This window comes from Bradyrhizobium sp. CCBAU 051011 (genome assembly GCF_009930815.1).
Lineage (GTDB): Bacteria > Pseudomonadota > Alphaproteobacteria > Rhizobiales > Xanthobacteraceae > Bradyrhizobium.
On record NZ_CP022222.1, the window covers coordinates 6,890,639 to 6,913,965 of the forward strand.

General features: G+C 61.7%; 18 protein-coding genes. 11 read left to right on the forward strand and 7 right to left on the reverse strand.

The genetic code is table 11. From position 1 onward, the window contains the following. Positions 1-5 precede the first annotated feature (5 nt). From ntrC to hflX, 5 genes are all read left to right on the forward strand, one after another. On the forward strand, positions 6-1,448 hold the full coding sequence (gene ntrC / locus ACH79_RS32430) for a nitrogen regulation protein NR(I) (protein ID WP_161854580.1): 1,443 nt from the start codon (positions 6-8) through the stop codon (positions 1,446-1,448). A 170-nt stretch (positions 1,449-1,618) separates the two neighbouring features. Next, entirely contained in the window at positions 1,619-3,946 is a 2,328-nt protein-coding gene (locus ACH79_RS32435; protein ID WP_161854581.1) for a PAS domain-containing sensor histidine kinase, read from the forward strand. A 17-nt stretch (positions 3,947-3,963) separates the two neighbouring features. Then, positions 3,964-5,334, forward strand: coding sequence for a sigma-54 dependent transcriptional regulator (locus ACH79_RS32440; protein WP_161854582.1), 1,371 nt, complete (start codon positions 3,964-3,966; stop codon positions 5,332-5,334). Positions 5,335-5,636: 302 nt separating this feature from the next. Continuing rightward, positions 5,637-5,885 (forward strand): RNA chaperone Hfq, encoded by a 249-nt coding sequence (gene hfq / locus ACH79_RS32445; RefSeq protein ID WP_006020546.1) that lies wholly within the window; start codon positions 5,637-5,639, stop codon positions 5,883-5,885. A gap of 11 nt (positions 5,886-5,896) precedes the next feature. Next, positions 5,897-7,270: a GTPase HflX gene (gene hflX, locus ACH79_RS32450; protein ID WP_161854583.1), complete on the forward strand. Its 1,374-nt coding sequence runs from the start codon at positions 5,897-5,899 to the stop codon at positions 7,268-7,270. 8 nt (positions 7,271-7,278) lie between these two features. Here hflX and mazG read toward each other — a convergent pair whose 3' ends face one another. The 3 genes from mazG to ACH79_RS32465 all read right to left on the reverse strand — a co-directional run bounded on the left by mazG (position 7,279) and on the right by ACH79_RS32465 (position 12,747). Beyond that, positions 7,279-8,133, reverse strand: coding sequence for a nucleoside triphosphate pyrophosphohydrolase (mazG, locus tag ACH79_RS32455; RefSeq protein WP_161854584.1), 855 nt, complete (start codon positions 8,131-8,133; stop codon positions 7,279-7,281). A 213-nt stretch (positions 8,134-8,346) separates the two neighbouring features. Next, positions 8,347-9,342 (reverse strand): diguanylate cyclase, encoded by a 996-nt coding sequence (locus ACH79_RS32460; RefSeq protein WP_161854585.1) that lies wholly within the window; start codon positions 9,340-9,342, stop codon positions 8,347-8,349. A 3-nt stretch (positions 9,343-9,345) separates the two neighbouring features. Continuing rightward, the gene (locus ACH79_RS32465) at positions 9,346-12,747 is read right to left on the reverse strand and encodes a response regulator (protein WP_161854586.1); all 3,402 of its coding nucleotides are present in this window, start codon (positions 12,745-12,747) and stop codon (positions 9,346-9,348) included. Between the two features lie 323 nt (positions 12,748-13,070). Between ACH79_RS32465 and queC the strand changes: the two genes are divergently transcribed. Continuing rightward, complete coding sequence (gene queC, locus ACH79_RS32470) at positions 13,071-13,772, forward strand: 7-cyano-7-deazaguanine synthase QueC (RefSeq protein WP_161854587.1); 702 nt, start codon at positions 13,071-13,073, stop codon at positions 13,770-13,772. Positions 13,773-13,870: 98 nt separating this feature from the next. On the opposite strand, the gene ACH79_RS32475 is transcribed toward queC, so the two are convergent. From ACH79_RS32475 to nthA, 3 genes are read right to left on the reverse strand one after another with little or no spacing between them, the layout of a single operon-like run. After that, positions 13,871-14,254, reverse strand: coding sequence for a nitrile hydratase accessory protein (locus ACH79_RS32475; RefSeq protein ID WP_161854588.1), 384 nt, complete (start codon positions 14,252-14,254; stop codon positions 13,871-13,873). Beyond that, complete coding sequence (gene nthB, locus ACH79_RS32480) at positions 14,254-14,913, reverse strand: nitrile hydratase subunit beta (RefSeq protein WP_161854589.1); 660 nt, start codon at positions 14,911-14,913, stop codon at positions 14,254-14,256. Before nthB ends, ACH79_RS32475 begins: the two co-directional genes overlap by 1 nt. Further along, on the reverse strand, positions 14,913-15,554 hold the full coding sequence (nthA, locus tag ACH79_RS32485; RefSeq protein WP_161854590.1) for a nitrile hydratase subunit alpha: 642 nt from the start codon (positions 15,552-15,554) through the stop codon (positions 14,913-14,915). Before nthA ends, nthB begins: the two co-directional genes overlap by 1 nt. A gap of 101 nt (positions 15,555-15,655) precedes the next feature. On the opposite strand from nthA, the gene ACH79_RS32490 reads away from it, so the two are divergent. The 4 genes from ACH79_RS32490 to urtA all read left to right on the forward strand — a co-directional run bounded on the left by ACH79_RS32490 (position 15,656) and on the right by urtA (position 20,649). Continuing rightward, positions 15,656-16,378: a hypothetical protein gene (locus tag ACH79_RS32490; RefSeq protein ID WP_246738221.1), complete on the forward strand. Its 723-nt coding sequence runs from the start codon at positions 15,656-15,658 to the stop codon at positions 16,376-16,378. A gap of 89 nt (positions 16,379-16,467) precedes the next feature. Further along, positions 16,468-17,274 carry an enoyl-CoA hydratase/isomerase family protein gene (locus ACH79_RS32495; protein WP_161854592.1) on the forward strand — a complete coding sequence of 269 codons (807 nt, stop codon included), beginning with the start codon at positions 16,468-16,470 and terminating at the stop codon, positions 17,272-17,274. Between the two features lie 184 nt (positions 17,275-17,458). Further along, a complete protein-coding gene (locus ACH79_RS32500) occupies positions 17,459-19,357 on the forward strand; it encodes an adenylate/guanylate cyclase domain-containing protein (protein WP_161854593.1) in 1,899 nt (632 codons plus the stop codon). 5 nt (positions 19,358-19,362) lie between these two features. After that, complete coding sequence (gene urtA, locus ACH79_RS32505) at positions 19,363-20,649, forward strand: urea ABC transporter substrate-binding protein (RefSeq protein WP_371419481.1); 1,287 nt, start codon at positions 19,363-19,365, stop codon at positions 20,647-20,649. A gap of 87 nt (positions 20,650-20,736) precedes the next feature. Here urtA and ACH79_RS32510 read toward each other — a convergent pair whose 3' ends face one another. Continuing rightward, positions 20,737-21,921, reverse strand: a complete 1,185-nt coding sequence (locus ACH79_RS32510; RefSeq protein ID WP_161854594.1) for a Xaa-Pro peptidase family protein — start codon at positions 21,919-21,921, stop codon at positions 20,737-20,739. 375 nt (positions 21,922-22,296) lie between these two features. Between ACH79_RS32510 and ACH79_RS32515 the strand changes: the two genes are divergently transcribed. Beyond that, positions 22,297-23,316: a TRAP transporter substrate-binding protein gene (locus tag ACH79_RS32515; RefSeq protein WP_161854595.1), complete on the forward strand. Its 1,020-nt coding sequence runs from the start codon at positions 22,297-22,299 to the stop codon at positions 23,314-23,316. Positions 23,317-23,327: the final 11 nt, after the last annotated feature.

Consider the following 23,327-nt stretch of genomic DNA (forward strand, 5'->3'; position numbering starts at 1 on the left):
TAACGATGCCCGCAGGTAGCATACTCGTTGCCGATGACGACACCGCCATCCGGACGGTTTTGAACCAGGCGCTTTCGCGCGCCGGATATGAAGTGCGCCTGACCGGGAACGCCGCGACGCTATGGCGCTGGGTGAGTCAGGGCGAGGGCGATCTCGTCATCACCGACGTGGTGATGCCGGACGAGAGCGCGTTCGATCTTCTGCCGCGCATCAAGAAGATGCGGCCGAACCTTCCCGTCATCGTCATGAGTGCCCAAAACACCTTCATGACCGCGATCCGGGCCTCAGAACGCGGCGCCTATGAATATCTGCCGAAACCGTTCGACCTCAAGGAGCTCATCACCATCGTCGGCCGCGCGCTGGCCGAGCCGAAGGAGCGGGTAGCGAGCTCCGCCGACGATTCCGAATTCGATTCGATTCCCCTGGTCGGCCGTTCGCCGGCGATGCAGGAAATCTATCGGGTGCTGGCGCGGCTGATGCAGACCGATCTCACGGTGATGATCTCCGGCGAGTCCGGCACCGGCAAGGAGCTGGTTGCGCGTGCGCTGCACGACTACGGCAAGCGCCGTAACGGTCCGTTCGTCGCCGTCAACATGGCTGCGATCCCGCGCGACCTGATCGAATCCGAATTGTTCGGCCATGAACGTGGCGCGTTCACCGGCGCTAATACCCGCGCGTCGGGCCGGTTCGAACAGGCGGAGGGCGGCACGCTGTTTCTCGATGAAATCGGTGACATGCCGATGGAAGCGCAGACGCGGCTATTGCGAGTGCTGCAGCAGGGCGAATACACCACCGTCGGCGGGCGCACCCCGATCAAGACCGACGTGCGGATCGTAGCGGCCAGCAACAAGGATTTGCGCATCCTGATCCAGCAGGGCCTGTTCCGGGAAGATCTGTTCTTCCGACTGAACGTGGTGCCGCTGCGCTTGCCGCCGTTGCGGGAGCGGATCGAGGACCTGCCGGACTTGATCCGCCATTTCTTCACGCTTGCCGAAAAGGATGGCCTGCCGCCGAAGAAGCTCGATGCGCTGGCGCTGGAACGGCTGAAGCAGCACCGCTGGCCCGGCAACGTTCGCGAGCTCGAAAACCTCGCGCGCCGGCTGGCCGCCCTCTACCCGCAGGACGTCATTACGGCCTCGGTGATCGATGGCGAACTGGCGCCGCCGGCGGTCACCTCGGGCGGCAACGCGCCGATGGGCGTGGAGAACCTCGGCGGCGCGGTCGAAGCCTACCTGTCCTCCCACTTCTCCGGCTTCCCGAACGGCGTCCCGCCGCCGGGCCTCTACCACCGCATCCTCAAGGAAATCGAGGTGCCGCTGCTCACCGCGGCGCTGGCGGCCACGCGCGGCAACCAGATCCGCGCGGCCGACCTGCTCGGCCTCAACCGCAATACGCTGCGCAAGAAGATCAGGGATCTCGACATCCAGGTTTACCGGAGTGGCGGCTAGCGATTGAATCCGCCCGCGTTCGCAATGAAAATGAGGTGATTCGGCTGAGGATTGATCGCTTTAGCGGGTGGCCGCGCCGTGGAATTGTCGCAATTCGGCAACATTGTGATATGAATGCATCAGTCCGCAACGCGCGGGCTTAAAGCCTTTCAGCTCACCGAATTGCCGGAATGACCACCGCAGAGACCTCGGCGCCACCGTTCGACCCAGCACGTACCGAATCCGGAGGGGGCTTCCTGCGGAGGTGGGTGGCGCCGTTCGCCGTCGCAGTCGCGCTGCTGTCGGCATTCCTGACCTTCGTGGTTTTGAGCGGCCTGACGCCGATCGAGCCGACCCGCCACGTCGTCTACTCGTTCCTGATGATCAATGCGGCGACCATCCTGCTTCTGGTCGCCATCATCGCCCGGGAAGTCTGGCTGGTGATCCAGGCGCGGCGCCGCGGCCGGGCCGCCGCACGGCTGCACGTCCAGATCGTCAGCCTGTTCTCCATCATCGCGGTGCTGCCCGCGGTGCTGGTTGCGATCGTCGCCAACGTGACCATCGACCGCGGCCTGGACCGGCTGTTCTCGGGCCCGACGCGCGAGGTGATGCAGAACTCGCTGATCGTTGCCCGGGCCTATACCTACGAGCATGCGCAGCTCATCCGCGGCGACATCCTGGGGATGGCCAATGACATTGCGCGGGCAAGGCCGCTGTTCGACCAGGACCGCCGGTCATTTCGCGAATTGCTGACGATGAGCGCCACCTCCCGGAATTTGCCGGGAGCCATGCTGATCGACAAGGATCGCAATATCCTGGAGACGGCGCAAACCGGCATCAAGCAGGACTTTACGACGCCGCCGCAGGACTTCCTCAGCAATGTCAACGAGGACGAGCCGCAGATCGCGGTCTTTCCCGACGCGAACTACGTGGCGGCGGTAATCCGGCTGCGCTCCTTCAACGATACCTTCCTGTATGTGGCGCGGCTGCTCGATCCTCGCGTGGTCGCGCAGCTCAAGCAGACCGAGGCCAGCGTCGCTGAATACGCCCAGATCGAAGCCCGCCGGCTCGGCATTCAGGTCGCCTTCGCGCTGATGTTTGCGGTGATTGCGCTGACCATCCTGATGGCGTCGGTGCTGATCGGGCTGAATTTTGCCAACTGGCTGGTAGCACCGATCCGCAATCTGATGAGCGCGGCCAATATCGTTTCGACCGGCGATCTGCATGTCCAGGTGCCGGTCCATAAATCCGAAGGTGATCTCGCCCAGCTCGGCGAGACCTTCAACAAGATGACGGCCGAATTGCGCACCCAGCGAGACGAACTGGTCAGCGCCTCCGACCTGATCGACAGCCGCCGCCGCTTCATCGAGGCGGTATTGTCCTCGGCCAGCGCCGGCATCATCGGCGTCGATGCCTCCGGCAGCGTCGGCATTCTGAACCGCTCGGCCGAGAAACTGATCGGCCATGCCGAATCCGAGACGCTGGACCATCCGCTGTCGGACGTGCTGCCCGAGCTCGACGACATGATGAAGACGGCGCGTGAGGGCACGCAGCGTCTGGTGCAGGGCCAGATCACGATTACGCGCGACGGCCATGAGCGCAACCTGTCGGTTCGGGTCAGCGCCGAACAGACCAGCCATTCGCGCGACAGCTACATCATCACGCTCGACGACATCACCGAGCTCGTCTCCGCGCAACGCACCTCGGCCTGGGGCGACGTGGCGCGCCGCATCGCCCATGAAATCAAGAATCCGCTGACGCCGATCCAGCTTTCAGCGGAACGGATTCGCCGCAAATTCGGCAAGGTCATCACCGAAGACAAGAACATCTTCGAACAATGTACAGACACCATCGTGCGACAGGTCGACGACATCAGGCGGATGGTTGATGAGTTCTCCCGCTTCGCGCGGATGCCAAAGCCGGTCATGGAAGGCGAGGACGTCGCCGACACCGTGCGGCAGGCGGTATTCCTGATGAAGGTAGGCCATCCCGATCTCGATATCGAGGCCGATATCAAGCAGGACCCGATGCGGGCGCAGTTCGACCGCCGGCTGATTTCGCAGGCGCTCACCAACATCATCAAGAACGCGACGGAAGCGATCGAACAGGTGCCGCCGGAAGAACTCGGCAAGGGACGCATCGACGTGATCGCCGCGCGCGAAAACGAAGACATCGTGATCGACGTGATCGACAACGGTATCGGCTTGCCCAAGGTAAGCCGCGCGCGGCTGCTGGAGCCCTATGTGACGACGCGGCAAAAGGGCACCGGGCTCGGACTCGCCATCGTCGGCCGCGTGCTGGAAGACCATGGCGGCCGGATCGAACTCAAGGATGCCTCCGATTTCCGGCCCGGACAGCGCGGTGCCTGGATGCGGCTGCGATTCGCCGTCTCCGGTCATGCGACGAAGGTGGAATCACATCAGCAGGGCAATGAAACAAAAGGGTCGCCAGGCGAAACCAATGAAGCGGCATCCGCGACCAATGATCGAACAAAATCCGAAGTCGCAACAGGCAACTGACAAGACAGGTGTAACCCATGGCAAGTGACATTCTGATTGTCGACGACGAAGCCGATATTCGTGACCTCGTTGCGGGCATCCTGGACGACGAAGGCTTCAATACCCGTACCGCGCGCGACAGCGATTCGGCGCTGGCTGAGATCTCCAACCGCCGCCCGCATCTGGTGTTTCTCGACATCTGGCTGCAGGGCTCCAAGCTCGACGGCCTGCAATTGCTCGAGCAGGTCAAGAAGGAGCACGCCGACGTTCCCGTGGTGATGATTTCCGGCCACGGCAACATCGAGACCGCGGTGGCGGCGATCAAGCGCGGCGCCTATGACTTCATCGAAAAGCCGTTCAAGTCGGACCGGCTGATCCTGGTCGCGACGCGGGCGCTGGAGACCTCGCGCCTCAAGCGCGAAGTGAAGGAATTGAAGCAACTGGCTCCCACCGCCAGCGTCCTCACCGGACGCTCCGCCTGCATGAACCAGTTGCGCCAGACCATCGACCGGGCGGCCAAGGCCAACAGCCGCATTCTGATCGTCGGGCCCTCCGGCTCGGGCAAGGAACTGGCAGCGCGGACGCTGCATAATGCATCGAGCCGTGCAGAAGGCCCGTTCGTCGTCATCAACGCCGCGGCGATCACCCCGGAACGAATGGAAGTCGAACTGTTCGGTATCGAGCAATCGAACGGCGAGCAGGCGCGCAAGCCGGGCGCGCTGGAAGAGGCGCATGGCGGTACGCTGTTCATCGACGAAATCGCCGACATGCCGCGCGAGACCCAGAACAAGATCCTGCGCGTACTGGTCGATCAGACCTTTCAGCGCTCGGGCGGCACCGCCAAGATTCACGTCGACGTCCGCATTATTTCCTCGACGGCGCGTAACCTGGAGGAAGAGATCGCGGAAGGGCGTTTCCGCGAAGATCTCTATCACAGGCTGTCGGTGGTGCCGATCCGCGTTCCGCCCTTGTCGGAACGCCGCGAGGACATCCCCGAACTGATCGACTATTTCATGGATCAGATATCCGTGGCGACGGGCTTGCCGAAGCGGCAGATCGGCCAGGATGCGATGGCAGTATTGCAGTCCCATGTCTGGCCCGGCAACGTCCGCCAGCTCCGCAACAATGTCGAACGCGTCATGATTCTGGCCGGCGGCGGCCCGGAAGCGATCATCACCGCCGATATGTTGCCTCAGGATGTGGGCTCGATGGTGCCGGCGATGCCGACCAGCAATAATGGCGAACACATCATGGGGCTGCCGCTGCGCGAAGCGCGGGAAGTCTTCGAGCGTGACTACCTGATCGCGCAGATCAGCCGGTTCTCCGGCAACATCTCGCGGACGGCCGAATTTGTCGGCATGGAACGCTCGGCGCTGCACCGCAAGCTGAAGGCGCTGGGTGTTGGCTGAAGTTTGAGTGAATCGTTCGTTCGATAGTTCGCGATCTGCGCGGCCAATGGCATCGCTCGCGCAGATCCATGCATCTGCTTGGGAATATTTATCTCTTTCAGGTCATTTGAAGAGAATGGCCACTGGGTTCCGAGGGGGTGACGCGCGAACCGGCTTGCCTAAAAAGCGCGCGTAGCCTCTAATCGGATCGCCGAGCCGACCGGAGGGGGATCTCAGGGGAAGCCGGCGAGTCGGGGGCAGGCTCCATGAGAGAGCAACAACCGGCTTAATAAAAAGAAGCACGAGACGGCGGGACAAAAACAATGGCGGCAGACCGCGCACAAAATCTACAAGACACCTTCCTAAACCACGTTCGTAAAACAAAAACGCCACTGACGATCTTTCTGGTCAACGGAGTAAAGCTGCAGGGGATAGTCACCTGGTTCGACAATTTCTGCTTGCTGCTTCGGCGCGACGGTCATTCGCAGCTTGTCTACAAGCATGCGATCTCGACCATCATGCCGGGCGCTCCGATCCAGTTGTTCGAGGGCGGCGAGGATGCTCCGGCTTGAGAGTGAACTGATTGGAACCCTTCGACCGTGAAGGGAGCGCCGACCGTCCGCGGTCGGAGGCCAAACAAAGCGGGCGGGTGATCGTCATCGGCCCTTATTTGCGTATGCGCCGCGGCGACGCCGATGCGCAGGCGAATGAGGCTGTCCGCGATTCAGAAGCCCGGCTTGACGAAGCCGCTGGCCTGGCGCGCGCCATCGACCTCACGATTGCCGATGCATTGATTGCACCGATCAGCCAGATCCGGCCGGCGACCTATCTCGGCAAGGGAAAGGTCGAGGAGATCACCGGCCTGATCGCAGGCCACAACATCGAGCTGGTGGTGATGGATTGTGCGCTGTCGCCGATCCAGCAGCGCAACCTCGAGAAGGCCTGGAACACCAAGGTGCTCGATCGCACTGGCCTGATCCTGGAAATCTTTGGCCGCCGCGCCAAGACCAAAGAGGGCGCGCTGCAGGTCGAGCTGGCGCATCTGAATTACCAGCGCAGCCGCCTGGTGCGGTCATGGACCCATCTGGAGCGCCAGCGCGGCGGCTTCGGATTCATGGGCGGCCCCGGCGAGACCCAGATCGAGGCCGACCGCCGCCTGATCGGCGACCGCATCACGCGCCTCGAAAACGAACTGAAGAAGGTCCAGGCGACGCGGCGGCTGCATCGCGCCGGCCGGCAGCGGGTGCCTTATCGCGTGGTCGCGCTGGTCGGCTACACCAACGCCGGCAAGTCGACGCTGTTCAACCGCCTTACGCGCGCCGACGTGCAGGCGGCCGACATGCTGTTTGCGACGCTCGACCCGACCTTGCGCGCGCTGAGCCTGCCGCATGGCGGAAAGGCGATGCTCTCGGACACCGTCGGATTCATCTCCAACCTGCCGACGCAGCTTGTCGCTGCGTTCCGCGCCACGCTGGAAGAGGTGCTGGAGGCCGACATCATTCTCCACGTTCGCGACATCTCGCATGAGGACGCGGAGGCGCAGGAGCGCGACGTCGACGCCGTGCTGCGTCAGCTCGGCATCGATCCCGGCTCCGGCGGACGCATCCTCGAGGTCTGGAACAAGATTGATCGCTTCGATCCCGAGGAGCGTGAAAACCTGCGTAACATCGCCGCCCGCCGTCCGCCGGAGCGCCCGTGCTTTCTGGTCTCGGCTACCTCGGGCGAGGGGATCAACGAACTGTTGAGCGCGATCGAGGAGCGGCTGGCGGCAACCCGCACGACGCTGGACCTGTCCATCGATGCTTCCGACGGCGCGGGTATCAGCTGGCTGCACCGCAATGCCGAAGTGCTCAACAAGGAGCTTCACGACGGACGCTTCGACATGACGGTGCGCGTCGACGAGACCAAGCGCGACATCGTGGTGGCCAGATTCGACGCCGTCCCGCGGGTGGCGTAGGCCCGAATTCAGCGCGTACTTTGTGCAGGGATCGGTGCAGCCGCCCCTGACTTCTCGCCTTTGGCCTCGTTCCAGAGCGCGTCCATCTCTTCAAGCGTTGCGTCTTCGAGTGAGCAGCCACGGGCGGCAAGCGCGCGCTCAATATAGGCAAAGCGGCGCTCGAACTTGGCGTTGGTGCCCCGTAGCGCGGTTTCGGGATCAGCGCCAACGTGGCGGGCCAGATTGACCAGGGCAAACAGGAGATCGCCGGTCTCTTCCGCGAGCTCGTCGACATCCTTGCGGTCGAGCGCCGCCTCGATCTCATCGGCTTCTTCACGGATCTTGGCGAGCACGGCACGTGGATCGTTCCAGTCGAAGCCGACGGTCGACGCCTTGCGCTGCAATTCCATCGCCCGCGTCAGCGCCGGTTGGCCGGCCTTGACGCTCGATAGCAGCGATTTATGCGTGGTCTCCTCCGTCGGCCGCCGTGCTACGCGCTCGGCCTTTTCCTCGGCCTTGATGCGCTCCCAGGCGCTCTTGACGCCGGCGGGGGCGATGTTGCCGTCCTTGTCGGCAAACACATGCGGATGGCGGCGGATCAGTTTCCGCGTGATCGCTTCGACCACGTCGCCGAAGGCAAAGGCGTTCTGCTCTTCCGCCATGCGGGCGTGATAGACGACCTGCAGCAGCAGGTCGCCCAGCTCCTCGCGCAGGTCGTCGAGATCGCCGCGCGTGATCGCATCCGCCACCTCATAGGCTTCCTCGATCGTGTAGGGCGCAATCGTCGCAAAATCCTGTTCGAGGTCCCACGGGCAGCCCGTGACCGGCGTACGCAGCGCCGCCATGATCTCGATGAGGCGGGAAATATCGCGGGAAGGGGTCATGGGATTTCCGAAAGCCGAGGAAGGACAGCAGCTTTATGCCGCAAGCGGCCCGCCGTTCCCAGAAAAAGCAATGGCATGGTCGGTTATTTCCACCGACGGGAAGGCGGTCCGTTGGGCCGGATCGAGCACGTCGGTTCCACGCCGATCGATCGCTGCACGCAAATCAAGCACGGTAATGCGGGGAACTCCCGGGCAAGTCCTTCCGAGCCTGAACTAGACCGACCTGCCTCCGACTTTTTCGAAGGATGGTTTGCGCGGCGGCTCCGGAAGCGGAGAGCGCGGCTCGTGCGCCACGCGGTTGCGCCCTTCCTGCTTCGCGCGATAAAGCGCGGCATCGGCCTCGCTCAGCCAAGCCTGGATCGACTTGCGCTCGGTCGCCGGGAATGCCGCCACGCCGGCGCTGATGGTCACGATCCCGTTGCCGGGATTTCCATTGTGCGGGATTGCCATTTTTTCGACCGCCTGACGCAAACGGTTGGCCGCGGCTACACCCGCCTTGAGATCTTGTTCGGGCATCAGGATCAGGAATTCCTCACCACCGTAGCGATAGATCTCGTCGCCGGCCCGGCTCGCGTTCGCCAATGCTCGCGCGACAGTCTGCAGCACCTTGTCGCCGGCGGGATGACCCTCGTCATCGTTGTAAGCTTTGAAGTAATCGACGTCGCACATGATGGCGCAATAGCTGCGCTCATAACGTTCTGCCTGCGCGCCAATCGCGTCGAGGTCCTCGCTCAGCTTGAGGCGGTTGCCAAGCATGGTCAGCGAATCCGTCCGCGACTGGTCGAAAAGCCGGCGATTGAGTCGCGCGAGTTCCTCCGACTGCTGGAATAATCGGCGGTGGAGCGCGGTGACCCGGGCGGCGACATGCAAGCGCAGCTTCAGCTCCACAGTATCGAGGGGTTTGACGAGGTAATCGTCGGCGCCGGCCTCCATGCCGCTTACGATATCAGTCCTTTCGTCAAGGATCGTCAGAAAGATGAAATAGGTATAAGTGTCCCCGTTACTCGCCCGGACCCGGCGACAGAGTTCGAGCCCATCCATTCCCGGCATCATGCGGTCGCTGATGATGACCTCGACATCGGCCGTCTCAAACAGACGCCACGCTTCCTCACCGCTCGTCGCCACGATGCATTCATGGCCCAGCGAAATGACGGCGGCTTCGATTATCAGCCGTGACGCCGTGTCATCTTCAGCAACTAGAATGCGCATTGTTCATACCTTCGCAATTTCGGATCGCAGCACAGTGCTGGCCAGATCGAACTGCCGTGCGAGATCCGCAACCAGTTGCGAGGCAATACTTGTATCGCCATTTCGTGCGCGCGTTTCCAGTTCGGCGCAGGTCCGGACCATGCCGTTGGCGCCCAGATTGGCGACGCTTCCCCTCAGCTTGTGGGCGAGTCTGATCAGACTGGCCGCATCGCCCAGCCTGGCTGCATGCTGCAGACCGGCCAACTGGCGCGGGGTTTCCTCAAGGAAGCTGTCCAGCAGCTTTCCCACCAGGCCGGGCGAGCCGGCTCTTTCCAGCGTGCGCAGCTCGTCCAGGACGGAGCGATCGACCACGTCGTCGGATTGCGGCCGCGGCGCGATAGATGGGGATTCGACCACAGGAAGTCTCGGCAGCGATCGCTCGAGCGCGGCGGCGAGTTCGGCACGTTTCAGCGGCTTGGTGATGTAGTCGTCCATCCCCGCGGACAGGCTCTTGGCGCGCGCGTCCTTCATGACGTCGGCCGTCAGCGCGATGATCGGCGTATGCCGACCGGATCGTTCGCGCAGCCGGATCGCCCGGGTCGCCTCGTAGCCATCCATCTCCGGCATCTGGCAATCCATCAAGATCGCCGCGTAGGGGATCCGGCCGACGGCCTCAATAGCTTCGAGGCCGTTCGCCACGACATCGGCACGATAGCCGAGCGCAACGAGCATGCCGATTGCGACCTGCTGGTTCACGATGCTGTCCTCGACGACCAGGATACGTGCATTTCGTCGCGGTGCAGACGTTGCGGTTTGTCCGGCAGTGACGTCCGGGATTTCAACACGCAACGGTTCGTTGCCGGCGGGCCTCGCCATGACTTCCGTCAGACAATTATACAGAGCGGATTGCCGGGCCGGCTTGGTGAGGCAGGCATCGAAAAATCCCTCGGAGTCCGGCGCGGAATCGGCCTGGCTGATCGACGTCAGGAGAACCAGCCGGGTGCCGGCAATGGCGGGATCGGCCTTGATGGCCCGTGAAAGGGCAGATCCGTCCATACCCGGCATCTGCATGTCGACAATGGCGACATCGTACGGCTCGCCGCGGGCGCTGGCGGCACGTAACATTTCCAGGGCGCGGGCGCCGGATTCGGCGCTGCCATTGCGCATGTGCCAGCTGACAATATGCTCATGCAGGATCGCCCGGTTGACGGCGTTGTCATCGACGGCAAGCACGCGCAAGCCGCGAAGGTCCATGTGCTGCCGCCGGGCTGGCAGTGATGCGGCGGCGAGCGGCACGGCGAACCAGAAAGTGCTGCCTTTTCCCGGCTCGCTTTCCACGCCGATCTCGCCGCCCATCAATTCCACAAGCCGCGTGCATATGGCCAGCCCGAGTCCGGTACCCCCGTATTTTCGCGTTGTCGAAAGGTCGGCCTGCGTAAATGCGTCGAAGAGGTGAGGTTGCTGTTCCGGCGAGACGCCGATTCCCGTGTCACGGACCTCAAAGCGGATCGTTGCGCCATCGTCATTCTTCGTCTGCAGCCGGGCGCGCAGAACCACCTCGCCGTGCTCCGTGAACTTGACCGCATTGGCAGCCAGGTTGGTGAGAACCTGGCGCAAACGGAATGGATCGCCACGAAACGCCGCCGGAAGATTGTGATCGATCAGGCTCGCCAGCTCCAGCCCCTTGGCGGCAGCGGCTACGGCCACCACCCCGGTGACGCCTTCGACAACGTCGTACAGATCGAAGTCGATGATTTCGAGCTCTACCTTGCCGGCCTCGATCTTTGAAAAATCCAGGACGTCGTTGATCACGCCGAGCAGGGCTTCTCCCGATTGCCTCGCCATCTCCGCATAGCCGCGCTGGCGTGGATCGAGGTCGGTGTCCAGCAGCAGGCCTGTCATGCCGATCACGCCGTTCAGCGGCGTTCGGATCTCGTGGCTCATGGCACTCAGGAATTCGGACTTGGCCCGCGTTGCCTGCTGGGCTTCGCGAGCCTTTTCGACCAGCATCGTTTCAGCGCGCTTCTGCTCGGTGATATCGTCGTGGGTCGCAACCCAGCCCCCGTTCGACATCGTCGTTCGCCGGATCAGGATCACGCGGCCGTCGGCGAGCGTGAAGGTCTCGGAGGCCAACGTCGGCATTCTCTCGACGTGTTGCTCGACGGAAAGATCGCTCTTTTCGCCGTTCTCGACGTGAGCTTGCAGAAGCTGGGCCAGCGGCGTTCCGGGCGCGACCTGTTTTTCCGTCAGATTGTACATTTGCCGGAAGCGATCGTTTGAGATCACCAGCTTCTTGTCCGCATCGAACATGCAGAGGCCTTGCGACATGTTGGTCATGGCCGCATCGAGCCGCATGTTTGCTCGCTTCAGCTCCGCCGATTGCTGCTGCAGGGAAGCCGCCATGCTGTTGAAGCCGTTAGCCAACTCGCCCAACTCGCCCTTGGCCTGAACGGTGGAGCGGTGATCGGCATTTCCGGCGCCGACAATGGCGGCGTCGTGCTGCAATTGCCGTATCGGACGCACGATTCCCGAGGAGAGCAGCCAAGCCAGCAAATATACCGATGCGACCGCCAGCAAGGTCAGGATAAACGCCCACTGCGTATGTTTGAAGGCGCTGGACTGTTGGATCCCGGGCAAGCCGACCGTCACGACCCAGGGAACGATTTTTGCCGTGACGGTTGATGTGGCGCGCGACTGGCCATCGTACCAAATCACCTCATCGCCCTGATACCGAAGGCCGAGGTAATCAGGCGCCGTCGACTCCTTGCTCAGGTTACGCCCGGTCAATTCAGGTCGATCGGTGCGCCCAATGACGATACCGTTCTCGTTCAGAATCGTGACGACACTTCCGCTCGGCAGCGTTGTCGAATCCACGATTTCGGCAACGCGCGCCAGCCTCATGCCCGTGACGATGACGGCCCGTATCGCGCCGGTTTCGTCAAGAACCGGGCGCGCCACAACGGCAACCCACTCGGCGTTCAATCGGCTTACGATCGGCTCGCTTACCGTGAGCTTTCCTTCACGCGCCGGCTTGAAATAGCTCCGCCCAATTCCTGAAAGCTTGCTTCGATCCTCCACAGGGTGCTGCGAGGTTCCGATGTTGTTGCCCGCCAAGTCGAACAGCAGAATGTTGTTCAAATAGGACGGCAGGTCCGCCTTTACGTTGGAAAGAACTACATCGTTTTTTTCGGCATCCCCCGGATTGGTGGAAATCATTTTGCCGATAACGCGCAACAAGGTATCCACGTCGTGGATGTGGTCATCGACGCGCCCGGCGGCCATGCCCGCCGACCGAACGGCCGCGTCGCGGTTATTGACGAAATCCTCGTTGAACCGGTCCCAGAGAAAAATCGCTGCGAGAATAAGCAATGGCAGCGCGGCTGCCGTGACGAGAACCAGCAGTCGCGTTCGAATACGTCCGCTCATCTGGAAATGCCGCCTTCCGTGCGCTGAGGTGACCTGTCGGCGGCGCGGGGCAATGATCCGAGCCAGCGACCGTTCGTGAGCCTCAGGCACAATTCCGACTTGTCAGTCGGCTCGCTAGGCCCACCTTTGGTAGCAGTAGATCGTGACATCGTTAATAAAGTGTATCTATGGAACCAACGGCCGGTCACGAACCGCTGAAGGAAGTTTAAGCCGGTCGCCGCCTCGGGGAGCGCGATGAGGTTCGCACGCCGGGTAGATCGACGTCGAAATCGCATCGCTCTGCAGCCGATTGGCCTCGATATCGATGGATGCTAAGGGGGGACATGAACGACTCCGAAACCGCGCTGGTGCTGTTTTCCGGCGGGCAGGATTCCACCACCTGCCTGGCCTGGGCCTTGCGCCGCTTTGCGCGCGTCGAAATGCTCGGCTTCAGCTACGGTCAGCGCCACGCGATCGAACTTGCGTGCCGGGACCGGCTTTTGTCCGGGATGAAATCGCTGCGGCCGGAATGGGCGGCAAAACTTGGCGATAGCCACACGCTGGAAATCCCGACATTGGCGGAAATTTCCGACACCGCACTCACACGCGATGTGGCCATTGCAATGGGGGCCGACGGTCTGCCGAACACATTCGTACCCGGCCGTAACCTGGTGTTTCTAACCTTCGCCGCGGCGCTGGCCTACCGGCGCGGCATCCGTCACATCGTCGGCGGCATGTGCGAGACCGATTACTCCGGTTATCCGGATTGCCGTGACGAGACCATCAAGGCGCTGCAGTCGGCGCTGAACCTCGGTATGGCGAAGAATTTCGAATTGCACACGCCGCTGATGTGGCTCGATAAGGCCTCAACCTGGAAGCTCGCGCATGAGCTTGGCGGGGCAGGGCTGGTCGACCTGATCCGCGAGCACTCCCACACCTGTTACCTCGGCGAGCGCGGCGCGCAGCATGATTGGGGCTATGGCTGTGGAGAGTGTCCGGCCTGCGCATTGCGGGCCAAGGGCTGGCGGGAATATGCGGAACAGTAGATGCTTTCGTCATTGCGAGGAGCGCCAGCGACGAAGCAATCCATCTATCCGTTGTGCCGTGAAATGGATTGCTTCGCTTCGCTCGCAATGACGGTGGCTTATCCAAAATCCTCCGCCTTCAACTCGATCGGCGCACCATGCGGCGTGCGGTCGGCGGCGTGGTCCCATGCATCACGGTAGCGATGCAAGACATCCGACGTCGCAACCCCCTTGGCTGCGACCAGCGTTTCCAGCGTGGCCAGCCAGTGCCGGTAATAGGTCTCGCCCGTATCGGGGTCGCCGGCGGCCTGCGCGTGCTTGATTTGCGCGCCCAGCGTCTCCGCCCATTCCTTCCAGGTGAAGACACCGGCCTCATGCAGCGCCAGCGCCATGGCAAACGCGCGCGCCTCCCACGGCTCGCGAAACACGGGGCCGTCCTTGTCGCGGGGGACGCCGGGCACGGCGATGGCCGCCCGCATCGCCTGTTGCGGGGTCAGATTCATCACACGGGCTCCAGATAGGATTCCCAGGCGTCGACGGAGACGCTGAGCGTCGGGTCCGTACCCTTGCCCCACAATTCCGGCCCGTCGAAACGCACGGTGTAAAGCCATTGCGGGTCTTCGCCCTGGCCGAGCGAGTTGGTGTCGGGAAAGACGTGACAGCCGTGATTGAGCTCGATGGTGCCGAGATGGCCGCGGACATATTGCGGCAGCCTCGTATGCGTCACCGGATGGATGTCCTTCATCCGCACGGTCTCGCCGACCGCAAACATCGCTGGCGCCTTCGCCTCGCGCTCGGTCGGGCCGCCGCGCCGGATCGCCGGTGTGATTTCATTGGGAGCGACCGGCTTGACGCCGGGCTTGGGCGGCGAGAGCACCTTGCCGGCCTCGATCTCCTCGCGCGTCACCAGTCCGCGCTCGATCATCAGCGTTTCCAGCCCGGCCAGCCAGATCTGGAAATAGCTCTTGCTGAGGTAATCCTCGGGCGGCCGGTTCTCGCGTGCGAAGCGCGACATATCGATGTTCCAGCCGCCGGGGCGTGCCATCGCGACCGTCAGCGCAAAGGCGCGACGCTCCCAGTCGCCATGAAACACCGGCTCGTTCGGCTCAGGTATGACGGGGCCAAAACCCTTGGCGCCGCCCATGTCATGCGCGCCGTCCATCAGGCGATCTCGCTCGGCTGTTTGGGCAGGCCGGTGCCGATCATGCTGTCACGTGTCACGAGTTCGGCGAGTTGCTCGGCGCTCCAGCCCTCGGTGCCCTCGGGACGCATCGGCAGCACGAGGTAGCGGATTTCGGCCGTGGAATCCCAGACCCGGATCTTGGTCGTATCCGGCAGCGTCACGCCGAAATCCTGCAGCACGCCGCGCGGGTCGGAGACGGCGCGCGAGCGGTAGGGCGCGGATTTGTACCAGACCGGCGGTAGCCCCAACACGGGATGCGGATAGCAGGAGCACAGCGTGCACACGACCATGTTGTGCTGCTCCGGCGTGTTCTCCACGACGACCATGTGTTCGCCCTGGCGGCCGGAATAATCCAACTCGGCAATCGCCGCCGTTGCGTCCTTCATCAGGCGTTCGCGATAGGCGGGGTCGCTCCACGCCTTGGCGACCACGCGAACGCCGTTGCGCGGTCCGATCTTCTTTTCATAAAGGTCGATCAGGAGATCGAGGGACGCCGGATCGACATAGCCTTTCTCGGTTAGGATCGATTCCAGCGCGCGCACGCGCAGCTCGGTCTCCGACAGCTCGGAATGATCGTGGTCGTGATGATGGCCGTGGTGGTCGTGATCATGGTCGCTCATGCGGTCAGGATAGGCGCAAAATCCGGGCTATGTCGAGGCTGGGACTCTGCTAGCATTTGCCGATGGGGATCAGGGCAGGGTGGACCAAAATAGCGGCGGCCATGGCCATTTTGGCCTGGCTTCCGGCGGGAGAGGCGTGGGCGGCGAATGGCGCCTATGCGGTCGATGCAGCCGACATTGGCGAAGCCGGCTCGTGCAAGGTCGAGAGCTGGCTGTCGGCCGCGTCCAACACGGATTTTTCGGCGGTCGCGAATCCCTCCTGTGTGGTCAACCCGTTCAAGCCGGTCGAATTGAGCATGCTCACCAACCGTGCGCGCAGCGACAGCGAATGGAGCGCTACGATCCAGCCGAAGGCCAAGATGAACATCGCGCCGACTGGCGTCGGAAGGCTCGGCTTTTCCTTTTATGCCGGCGGCTCCTTCGATGCGCTGACCGGCGAGAATCTCACCGCTTTTGCAGTGGTCCCGGCGACGTTCCGGCTCAACGAAAATATGCGCGTCAATTTCAACGGCGGCTGGCTGTGGGACCGCAGTGTCGATCGCCATTTCCTGGCTTACGGAATCGGATTCGACTGGAAGTTCACGGAAACCTTGCAGTGGACCATCGAAGCCTTTGGCCAGGCGGGCCAATCGGATACGCCGAGCGTGGTCCAGCCGCGGTTCCAGACCGGCTTGCGTTACCGGCCGAACGAGATTTTCTCGGTCGATCTGATCTATGGCCGCAATATCTCGGGCGAGAACGCCAACTGGATCACGCTCGGCACTACGATCCGCTTCCCGGTGCCCGGTAGCCAGCCGGAACACCATCGCACCGGACATTTGTGATCCGTCTCCAGGCCTACTTGCAGCCTTTCCCGAGACCGCAGATTCATTTCTGAGATAGGTTCGGGAAAACAAGGGCAGGGAGGCCATGCGTGACCGAATTTGTGAAGATTGAAAAAGGCCAGGGACCGGATGGGCGCGTCGCCGTCGTGCGTTTCGACCGTGGCGACGGCATCAATGCGCTGTCGCCGGAAGCGATGCGCCAGCTCACCGATGCCGCACGCAGCTTCGAGGATGACGCTGCGACCTCCGTCGTGGTGCTCACTGGCGGCGCCAAATCGTTCAGCGCGGGTTTCGACCTGAAGGATCCGGAAGGCCGCTCGCGGAAGACAATGGACCTTGGCGCGCTGCGCCGGCACCTGAAGCTTGGACCGCGGCTGACGCGGGCGTGGCAGGATATGGAGCAGATCACCATCGGCGCCATCGAAGGCTTCTGCGTCGGCGGTGGCGTGGCGCTGGCCGTTGCGCTGGACTTCCGCGTGATGGCCCGCGACGCTCATATGCGCGTGCCCGAGATCGGCCTCGGCATGAACATGAGCTGGCAAAGCGTGCCGCGGATGCTGCACCTGATGGGACCGGCCCGCACCAAGCAGGCCGTGATCCTCGCCGACCAGCGCATCTCGGCCACTCAAGCTTACGAATGGCGGCTGGTGGAGGAGGTGGCTGATCCCGGCAAGGCTTTCGAGGCCGCGATGGCGCTCGCCACCAAGGTGGCCGCCCAGCCGCCGCTGTCGGTCGCCATGACCAAGCTGACCGTCAACCGCCTGGCGCATGCGCTCGATGATCTCGCCAGCCACATGGATCTCGACCAGTTCGCGCTCGCGAGCATGACGGAGGATCACAAGGAAGGTGTCGCGGCGTTTCTGGAGCGCCGCAAGCCGCGCTTCAAGGGCAGTTAGGATAAAGCGATAATAATATCAATGCCGTACCGGAGGCGTATTCTGAGCTTGATTTAAGTCAAGTCTCGGAAATGGCTTGGTGTTGATTTCGATAAGGAAGCATGACTTTAGCGCGGAAGCGCGCGTAACGAACGTCGAAGAGACTTACCGGCTGTATCCTTCGCGACTGAGGAGGGCGCACGGGATGTTCACATTTCGAACCTCACTCACCTTCGCGGTGATGGCGTTTATCGTCGCTCTGGCCGTGCTGCTGATCGCAATTCAGATCCTGGCTCTTCGTTGGGCCACGCACGAAGCCGCGTCTGCCTATATGGATGCGACCAGCGCGAAGGCACTCGGGCGCCTCCGCACCGAGATTACGACTATGACGTCGTTGGTACATGTGCTGGCGACAAGTTCCAGTGTAGCCGATTCAAATGAAAGAACCGAGACCGGCCGTGCGATCCCGCTATTCAAAGCCGCACTGCAAGAACAGCCTCAAATGGACAGTGTCTATGCAGGTTTCGAAAACGGTGCTTGGTTGCAGGTACGGCGCATTGACGGTCTCAACGACGAGCAGCGCGGAAGGCTGCGTGCGACGCCTGAGGCCAACATTGCGATCAATTTGGTCCGGCCCACGCCCAGTGGCGATCTGCCGATGCGACGAATTTTCGAAGATCAGCAGGGCAACCAGGTCGGGCAGCTTGATCTATGGAAATACGGATATGACGCGCGCAAGCGGAGCTGGTACCACGAGACGGTAAAAGCCGACCGAGCGCTGGTCTCATCGCCTTATCTTTCATTCAGCATCGGCGCACCCGTGATCACCGTTAGCGCGCCCTTGCGAGGCAAAGTGTCCGGCGTCCTTGCCGCAGATCTCAAGCTCGACAGCTTCAGCGAATTCGTCCAGTCACAACGACCGGGAGCGCACGGCAGTGTCTTGATCTTCGACTCGGCCGGCGCGCTTATAGCCCACCCCCATTTCGCACAATTCGTTGTCGATGCGATGACGCATCCATCCCAACCGCAACTGCCAAGCATCAAGGAAATCAACTCGGGCGTCGTGCAGGAAGCCTTGCGCAGATCAGATGGTCGCGACCACTACAACGGAAGTATCCGTGACGATCACGGGCGGGACTTTCTGTTCAGGGTGACAAAATTCAATCTGGGTGGGCAATATGACGCCGCCATACTGTTGCTGGCGGCCCAAGAAGACTTTGCTCAGAATGTACGGAAACTCCAGTTCACCGGACTAATCCTCGCAATCATCGCTAGCGCTGCTTTTATTCCGGTCATTTGGATATTCGGCGGCGGAATGTCTCGATCATTGAGAGACATTACTGCCCAAGCCGTCAAACTCCAGACGCTGGCTGCGCCCGGCCCCTCGTCAGTCGCGTCACGCATTAAGGAAATTCACGAACTCGGCAGTGCAATGGAACTCGCGCAACGCGCCATCTGGTCGTTCGCACATTTTGTGCCCAAGGAGATCGTCCAGCGCATCGTTGATGATTCCATCTCAACCGAGCTTGGCGGTGTTCGAGAGGAGATCAGCGTCGTTTTCACTGACGTCCGGGATTTTACGACGATCGCAGAGTCCGCAGACCCTGATACTCTCATGCACCAAACGTCGCGCTATTTTTCCGTGCTTACGGAGGCCTTTCTCGCCGAAGGCGGAACAGTCGACAAGTTCATTGGCGACGCCGTGATGGTGTTTTGGAACGCGCCCAATCCACAGCCCGACCACGTCGAGCGGGCCTGCCGGGCAGCCCTTGCGGGCAGGGCGGCATGTGAGGAGCTCAACTCTCAGTTCGAAACCGAGGGCCTGAAGCCGTTCTTCACGCGATTTGGCATACATGTAGGGGAGGCCATCGTCGGCAATCTTGGGTCGACGGAGCGCATGAACTACACTGCCCTTGGCAATACGGTAAATCTGGCGGCGCGCCTCGAAGGGCTGAACAAGCAATTTGGAACCACCATTCTTGTGAGCGAAAGCGTCCATTCGCGGGTTGAGCACTGCTTCCAGTTCAGAGCCTTCGAGACGGTCATTGCCAAGGGCATGACGAAGGAAACCCGCATCTTCGAGCTGGTCGGGGCAGCGACATGAAATCAATGATGCCAGGTGCGGTGCCATGTGTCTTGGCAAGGTTGTTCGGCCTGTGGCTGATGCTCGCAGTTTCGGCGGCTCACGCCGGCGAGGACACCATCAAAATTGGAATTCTCCATTCCTTGTCGGGCACCATGGCAATCAGCGAGTCCGTGCTCAAGGACACCGTCCTCATGCTGATTGCGGATCAAAACAAGAAGGGTGGGCTGCTTGGACGGAGACTGGAGCCAGTCGTTGTGGATGCCGCGTCCGATTGGGATGTCTTTGCGAAGAAAGCGAGGCAGCTAATCTCCAACGACAAGGTCGCCGTTGTATTCGGGTGCTGGACCTCCGCCTCGCGCAAGTCCGTGCTGCCGATTTTCGAGGAACTGAACGGCTTGCTCTTTTACCCCGTGCAGTACGAGGGTGAAGAAAGTTCGCGTAACATTTTCTACACCGGGGCCGCGCCCAACCAGCAAGCAATTCCGGCCGTTCGATATCTGATCAGCAACGAGGGAGGCAAGGTTCGCAGATGGGTTCTGCTCGGTACCGACTACGTCTACCCGCGCACGATCAACCGAATCTTGAGCGCGTATCTTGCTGCAGAAGGGGTGTCGCCGGATGACATCATGACGATCTATACGCCGTTCGGTCATTACGAATGGCGAGAGATCGTCGGGCGAATCAAAGCCTTCGGTTCGGAGGGAAAAAAGACCGCAGTCATATCAACCGTTAACGGAGATGCAAACACGTACCTCTACAGCGAACTAGCAGCCCAGCAGGTAGACGCCAACGCAGTACCAGTGATGGCTTTCTCGTTCGGCGAGCGCGAATTGCTGGGTGCGGACATTGCCCCCGTCGGGCATCTGGCGGCCTGGAATTACTTCCAGTCGATCAAGTCAGCAGAGAACGACGCTTTCGTGAGGATGTGGGCGGACTTCAACAAGCAACGAGACAAAACCACGAATGATCCGATGGAAGCCACCTTCATTGGGTTCAGGATGTGGGCACAAGCCGTCGTTCAAGCGGGCACAACCGACATAGATGCGGTCCGGCAAGCCATGTACGGCCAGAGGATCAACGCACCGAGCGGCTTCGAGGTTGCAATGAACACCAACCATCATCTTTCCAAGCCAGTCATGATAGGCAAGATAAATTCTTCCGGGACCTTCAATGTCATTTGGCGGTCGATCAATCCGGTCCGAGCCGATGCCTGGAGCAAGTACATCCCCGACAGCGCCAACCGTACAGCTGATTGGACCTTTCCCTGGGTCTGCGGGGGATGCATCGAGCCGACGTTCAAGGAGTGGTGAGGAGTGGCGGACTCAGTTGGAAACCAACCCGCGGGCGGTGAGGTGGAGAAGGCCTGATTGTCGGAGCGCGGTGAAAGCCAAACGGCCTCAACGCACCTGTGCCCTGCCGCCGATGTTCCAACCGCGGCCGCCTTCGCCAAAGATCTCGTGGCCCGTTGCCGTCACCGCAACCGTGTCTTCCAGCTTGATGAAGCCGCGCGTGGGATGCTTCATCGTTGTTTCGATCGACACCACCATGCCCGGCTCCAATGGCCGGCGCGCGTCCGGATCGTCGTAGGGAATGGGACCTGTAGCCGTCAGGCGAGGGGCCTCATGGCTGACCAGCCCCATGCCGTGCGCGAGAAAGTCGGTACATTCGCGCTGGCTGGACCGCGCGAGCTCTCTCTCAGCCGCGACATAAATTTCACCGCCCATGGCACCCGGCCGAACGGCGGCGAACGCCGCCCGCTGGATGGTTTCAATTTCGGCCAGCAGGTCCATGAGCTCGCTGTCCGGCTCGCCCAGCACCGCCATCCGCGCGAGATCGCCGATATAGCCGTGATAGTTGCCGCCGGAATCCAGTGACAGCACGTCGCCGTTCTCCCAGCGCTGTGCCGAAGGCGCCCGGTTGTGGCTGGAGCCGCAAGCCAGCAGGCAATACTCGAACGTCAATCCGCGGTTCACCTCCGCGATCTTCAGCGCATCGGAAAGCTGCTGCTTGGTGGTGCCCGGGCCGTGGTTCGCGATGACCTCGATCATGGAGTCGATCACCAATTCCGACGCCTTCTTCAGCCTGGCTAATTCGGCCGGCGATTTCACGGCACGCAGGCGTTCGAGCACCAGCAGCGCATCCTTGATCTCGCTACCGGGCAGGGCATCGGAAAGGGCCCTGCCGGCGTCCATCGGCAGGAATGGCATCTCGACGCCGACCCGCTTCATCGGCACGCCCGCGCCCTTGATCAGGCCGACCGCCTGTGAAACGGCATCCACCGATCCGTTGCCTTCGGTACGGGCCTGCGGAACCCACAGCGGCGCGACGGCCCGCTGATGGGTCTCCAGCCGATGCCCGATATAGACCGCCTTGTCTGGCGCGCCTTTCGGATAGATCACGACCGGCAGGTAGCGGCTAACCCCGAGCGCATCCATGTAGTCGAAGAAGATCGCGCGCTCGGCGCCGAGCAGATATTGGACATTGTGTTTGGACGTCGCGACCAGGATGTCGAGCCCGGCCGCTTCCATCAGCAAGTCGAGCTTGGCCGTGTCGAATGGAATGGCGCGCGATTGTCCTTGCATGATGAACCTCCCGATGCCGCTGGCGTCGCCTGGACCGCATTTGTGGGCGGGAAGTGGGCTGCTACCAGCGACGAAATCAACGAGCTCCAATGCAGTTTAACGAATGCCGGCTGGCTGTTGACCCGCATATCCATAATTCGCATAAGGTATATTATGGAATATCTATATCTACAATTAGATCAAATATTTAGCCGGATATCCTGGCAAACCGGGCCAGCCTGACAGCTGTACAGGCGTTCGTTTGGCCTAAGCAGGCCTGATCCGCCAAAGCCTGTGTTGCCGCCGCGTGCCGACGCTGCAATAAGCGCCCGAGTACGCTGATGACTCGCGACATCGGGTCGTCTCAAGAACAACAACCCTTAAGGGAGAACAAGGATGAGTTTTTCACGACGCACGCTTCTCAAGGCATCCGCTGCGTCAGCGGTTTTGGGCGGCATCGGCGCGCCGTTGGTGGCGCGGGCCCAGGCGGGCGAATTTACCTACAAATACGCCAATAATCTTCCTGACGGCCATCCCATGAACGCCCGGGCCAAGGAAATGGCCGCGGCGATCAAAGCCGAGACCAATGGCCGGTTCGACCTGCAGATTTTCCCGAACAACCAGCTCGGTTCCGATACCGATATGCTGAGCCAGATCCGCTCGGGCGGCGTCGAGTTTTTCACGCTGTCGGGCCTGATTCTGGCGACGCTGGTGCCGGCGGCGTCGATCAGCGGCATCGGCTTTGCTTTTCCGGACTACGACACGGTCTGGAGGGCCATGGACGGGGGCCTGGGCGGCCATATCCGTGGCGAGATCGCCAAGGCGAACCTCGTGGTGATGGAGAAGATCTGGGACAACGGCTTCCGCCAGACGACGTCATCGACCAAGCTGATCAACGGTCCTGAGGACCTCAAGGGCTTCAAGATCCGGGTACCGGTGTCGCCGCTCTGGACCTCGATGTTCAAGGCGTTCGAGGCGGCGCCCGCCTCGATCAATTTCAGTGAAGTTTACTCCGCGCTGCAGACCAAGATCGTCGAGGGCCAGGAAAATCCGCTCGCGATCATCTCGACCGCGAAACTGTATGAAGTGCAGAAGTTCTGCTCGCTGACGAACCATATGTGGGACGGCTTCTGGTTCCTGGCGAACCGCCGCGCCTGGGAAAAGCTCCCCGAGGATGTCAGGACCATCGTCGCCAAGAACATCAATGCGGCGGCCGTCAAGGAGCGCGAGGACGTCGCCAAGCTCAATGCCGGGCTGCAGCAGGAACTGGCGGGCAAGGGCCTTGCCTTCAACCAGCCCAACGTGACGCCGTTCCGCGACAAGCTGCGCTCCGCCGGCTTCTACGCCGAATGGAAAGGTAAATATGGCGATCAGGCCTGGGAGCTGCTCGAGAAGTCCGTGGGCAAGCTCTCGTAGCGTCTGAGCGA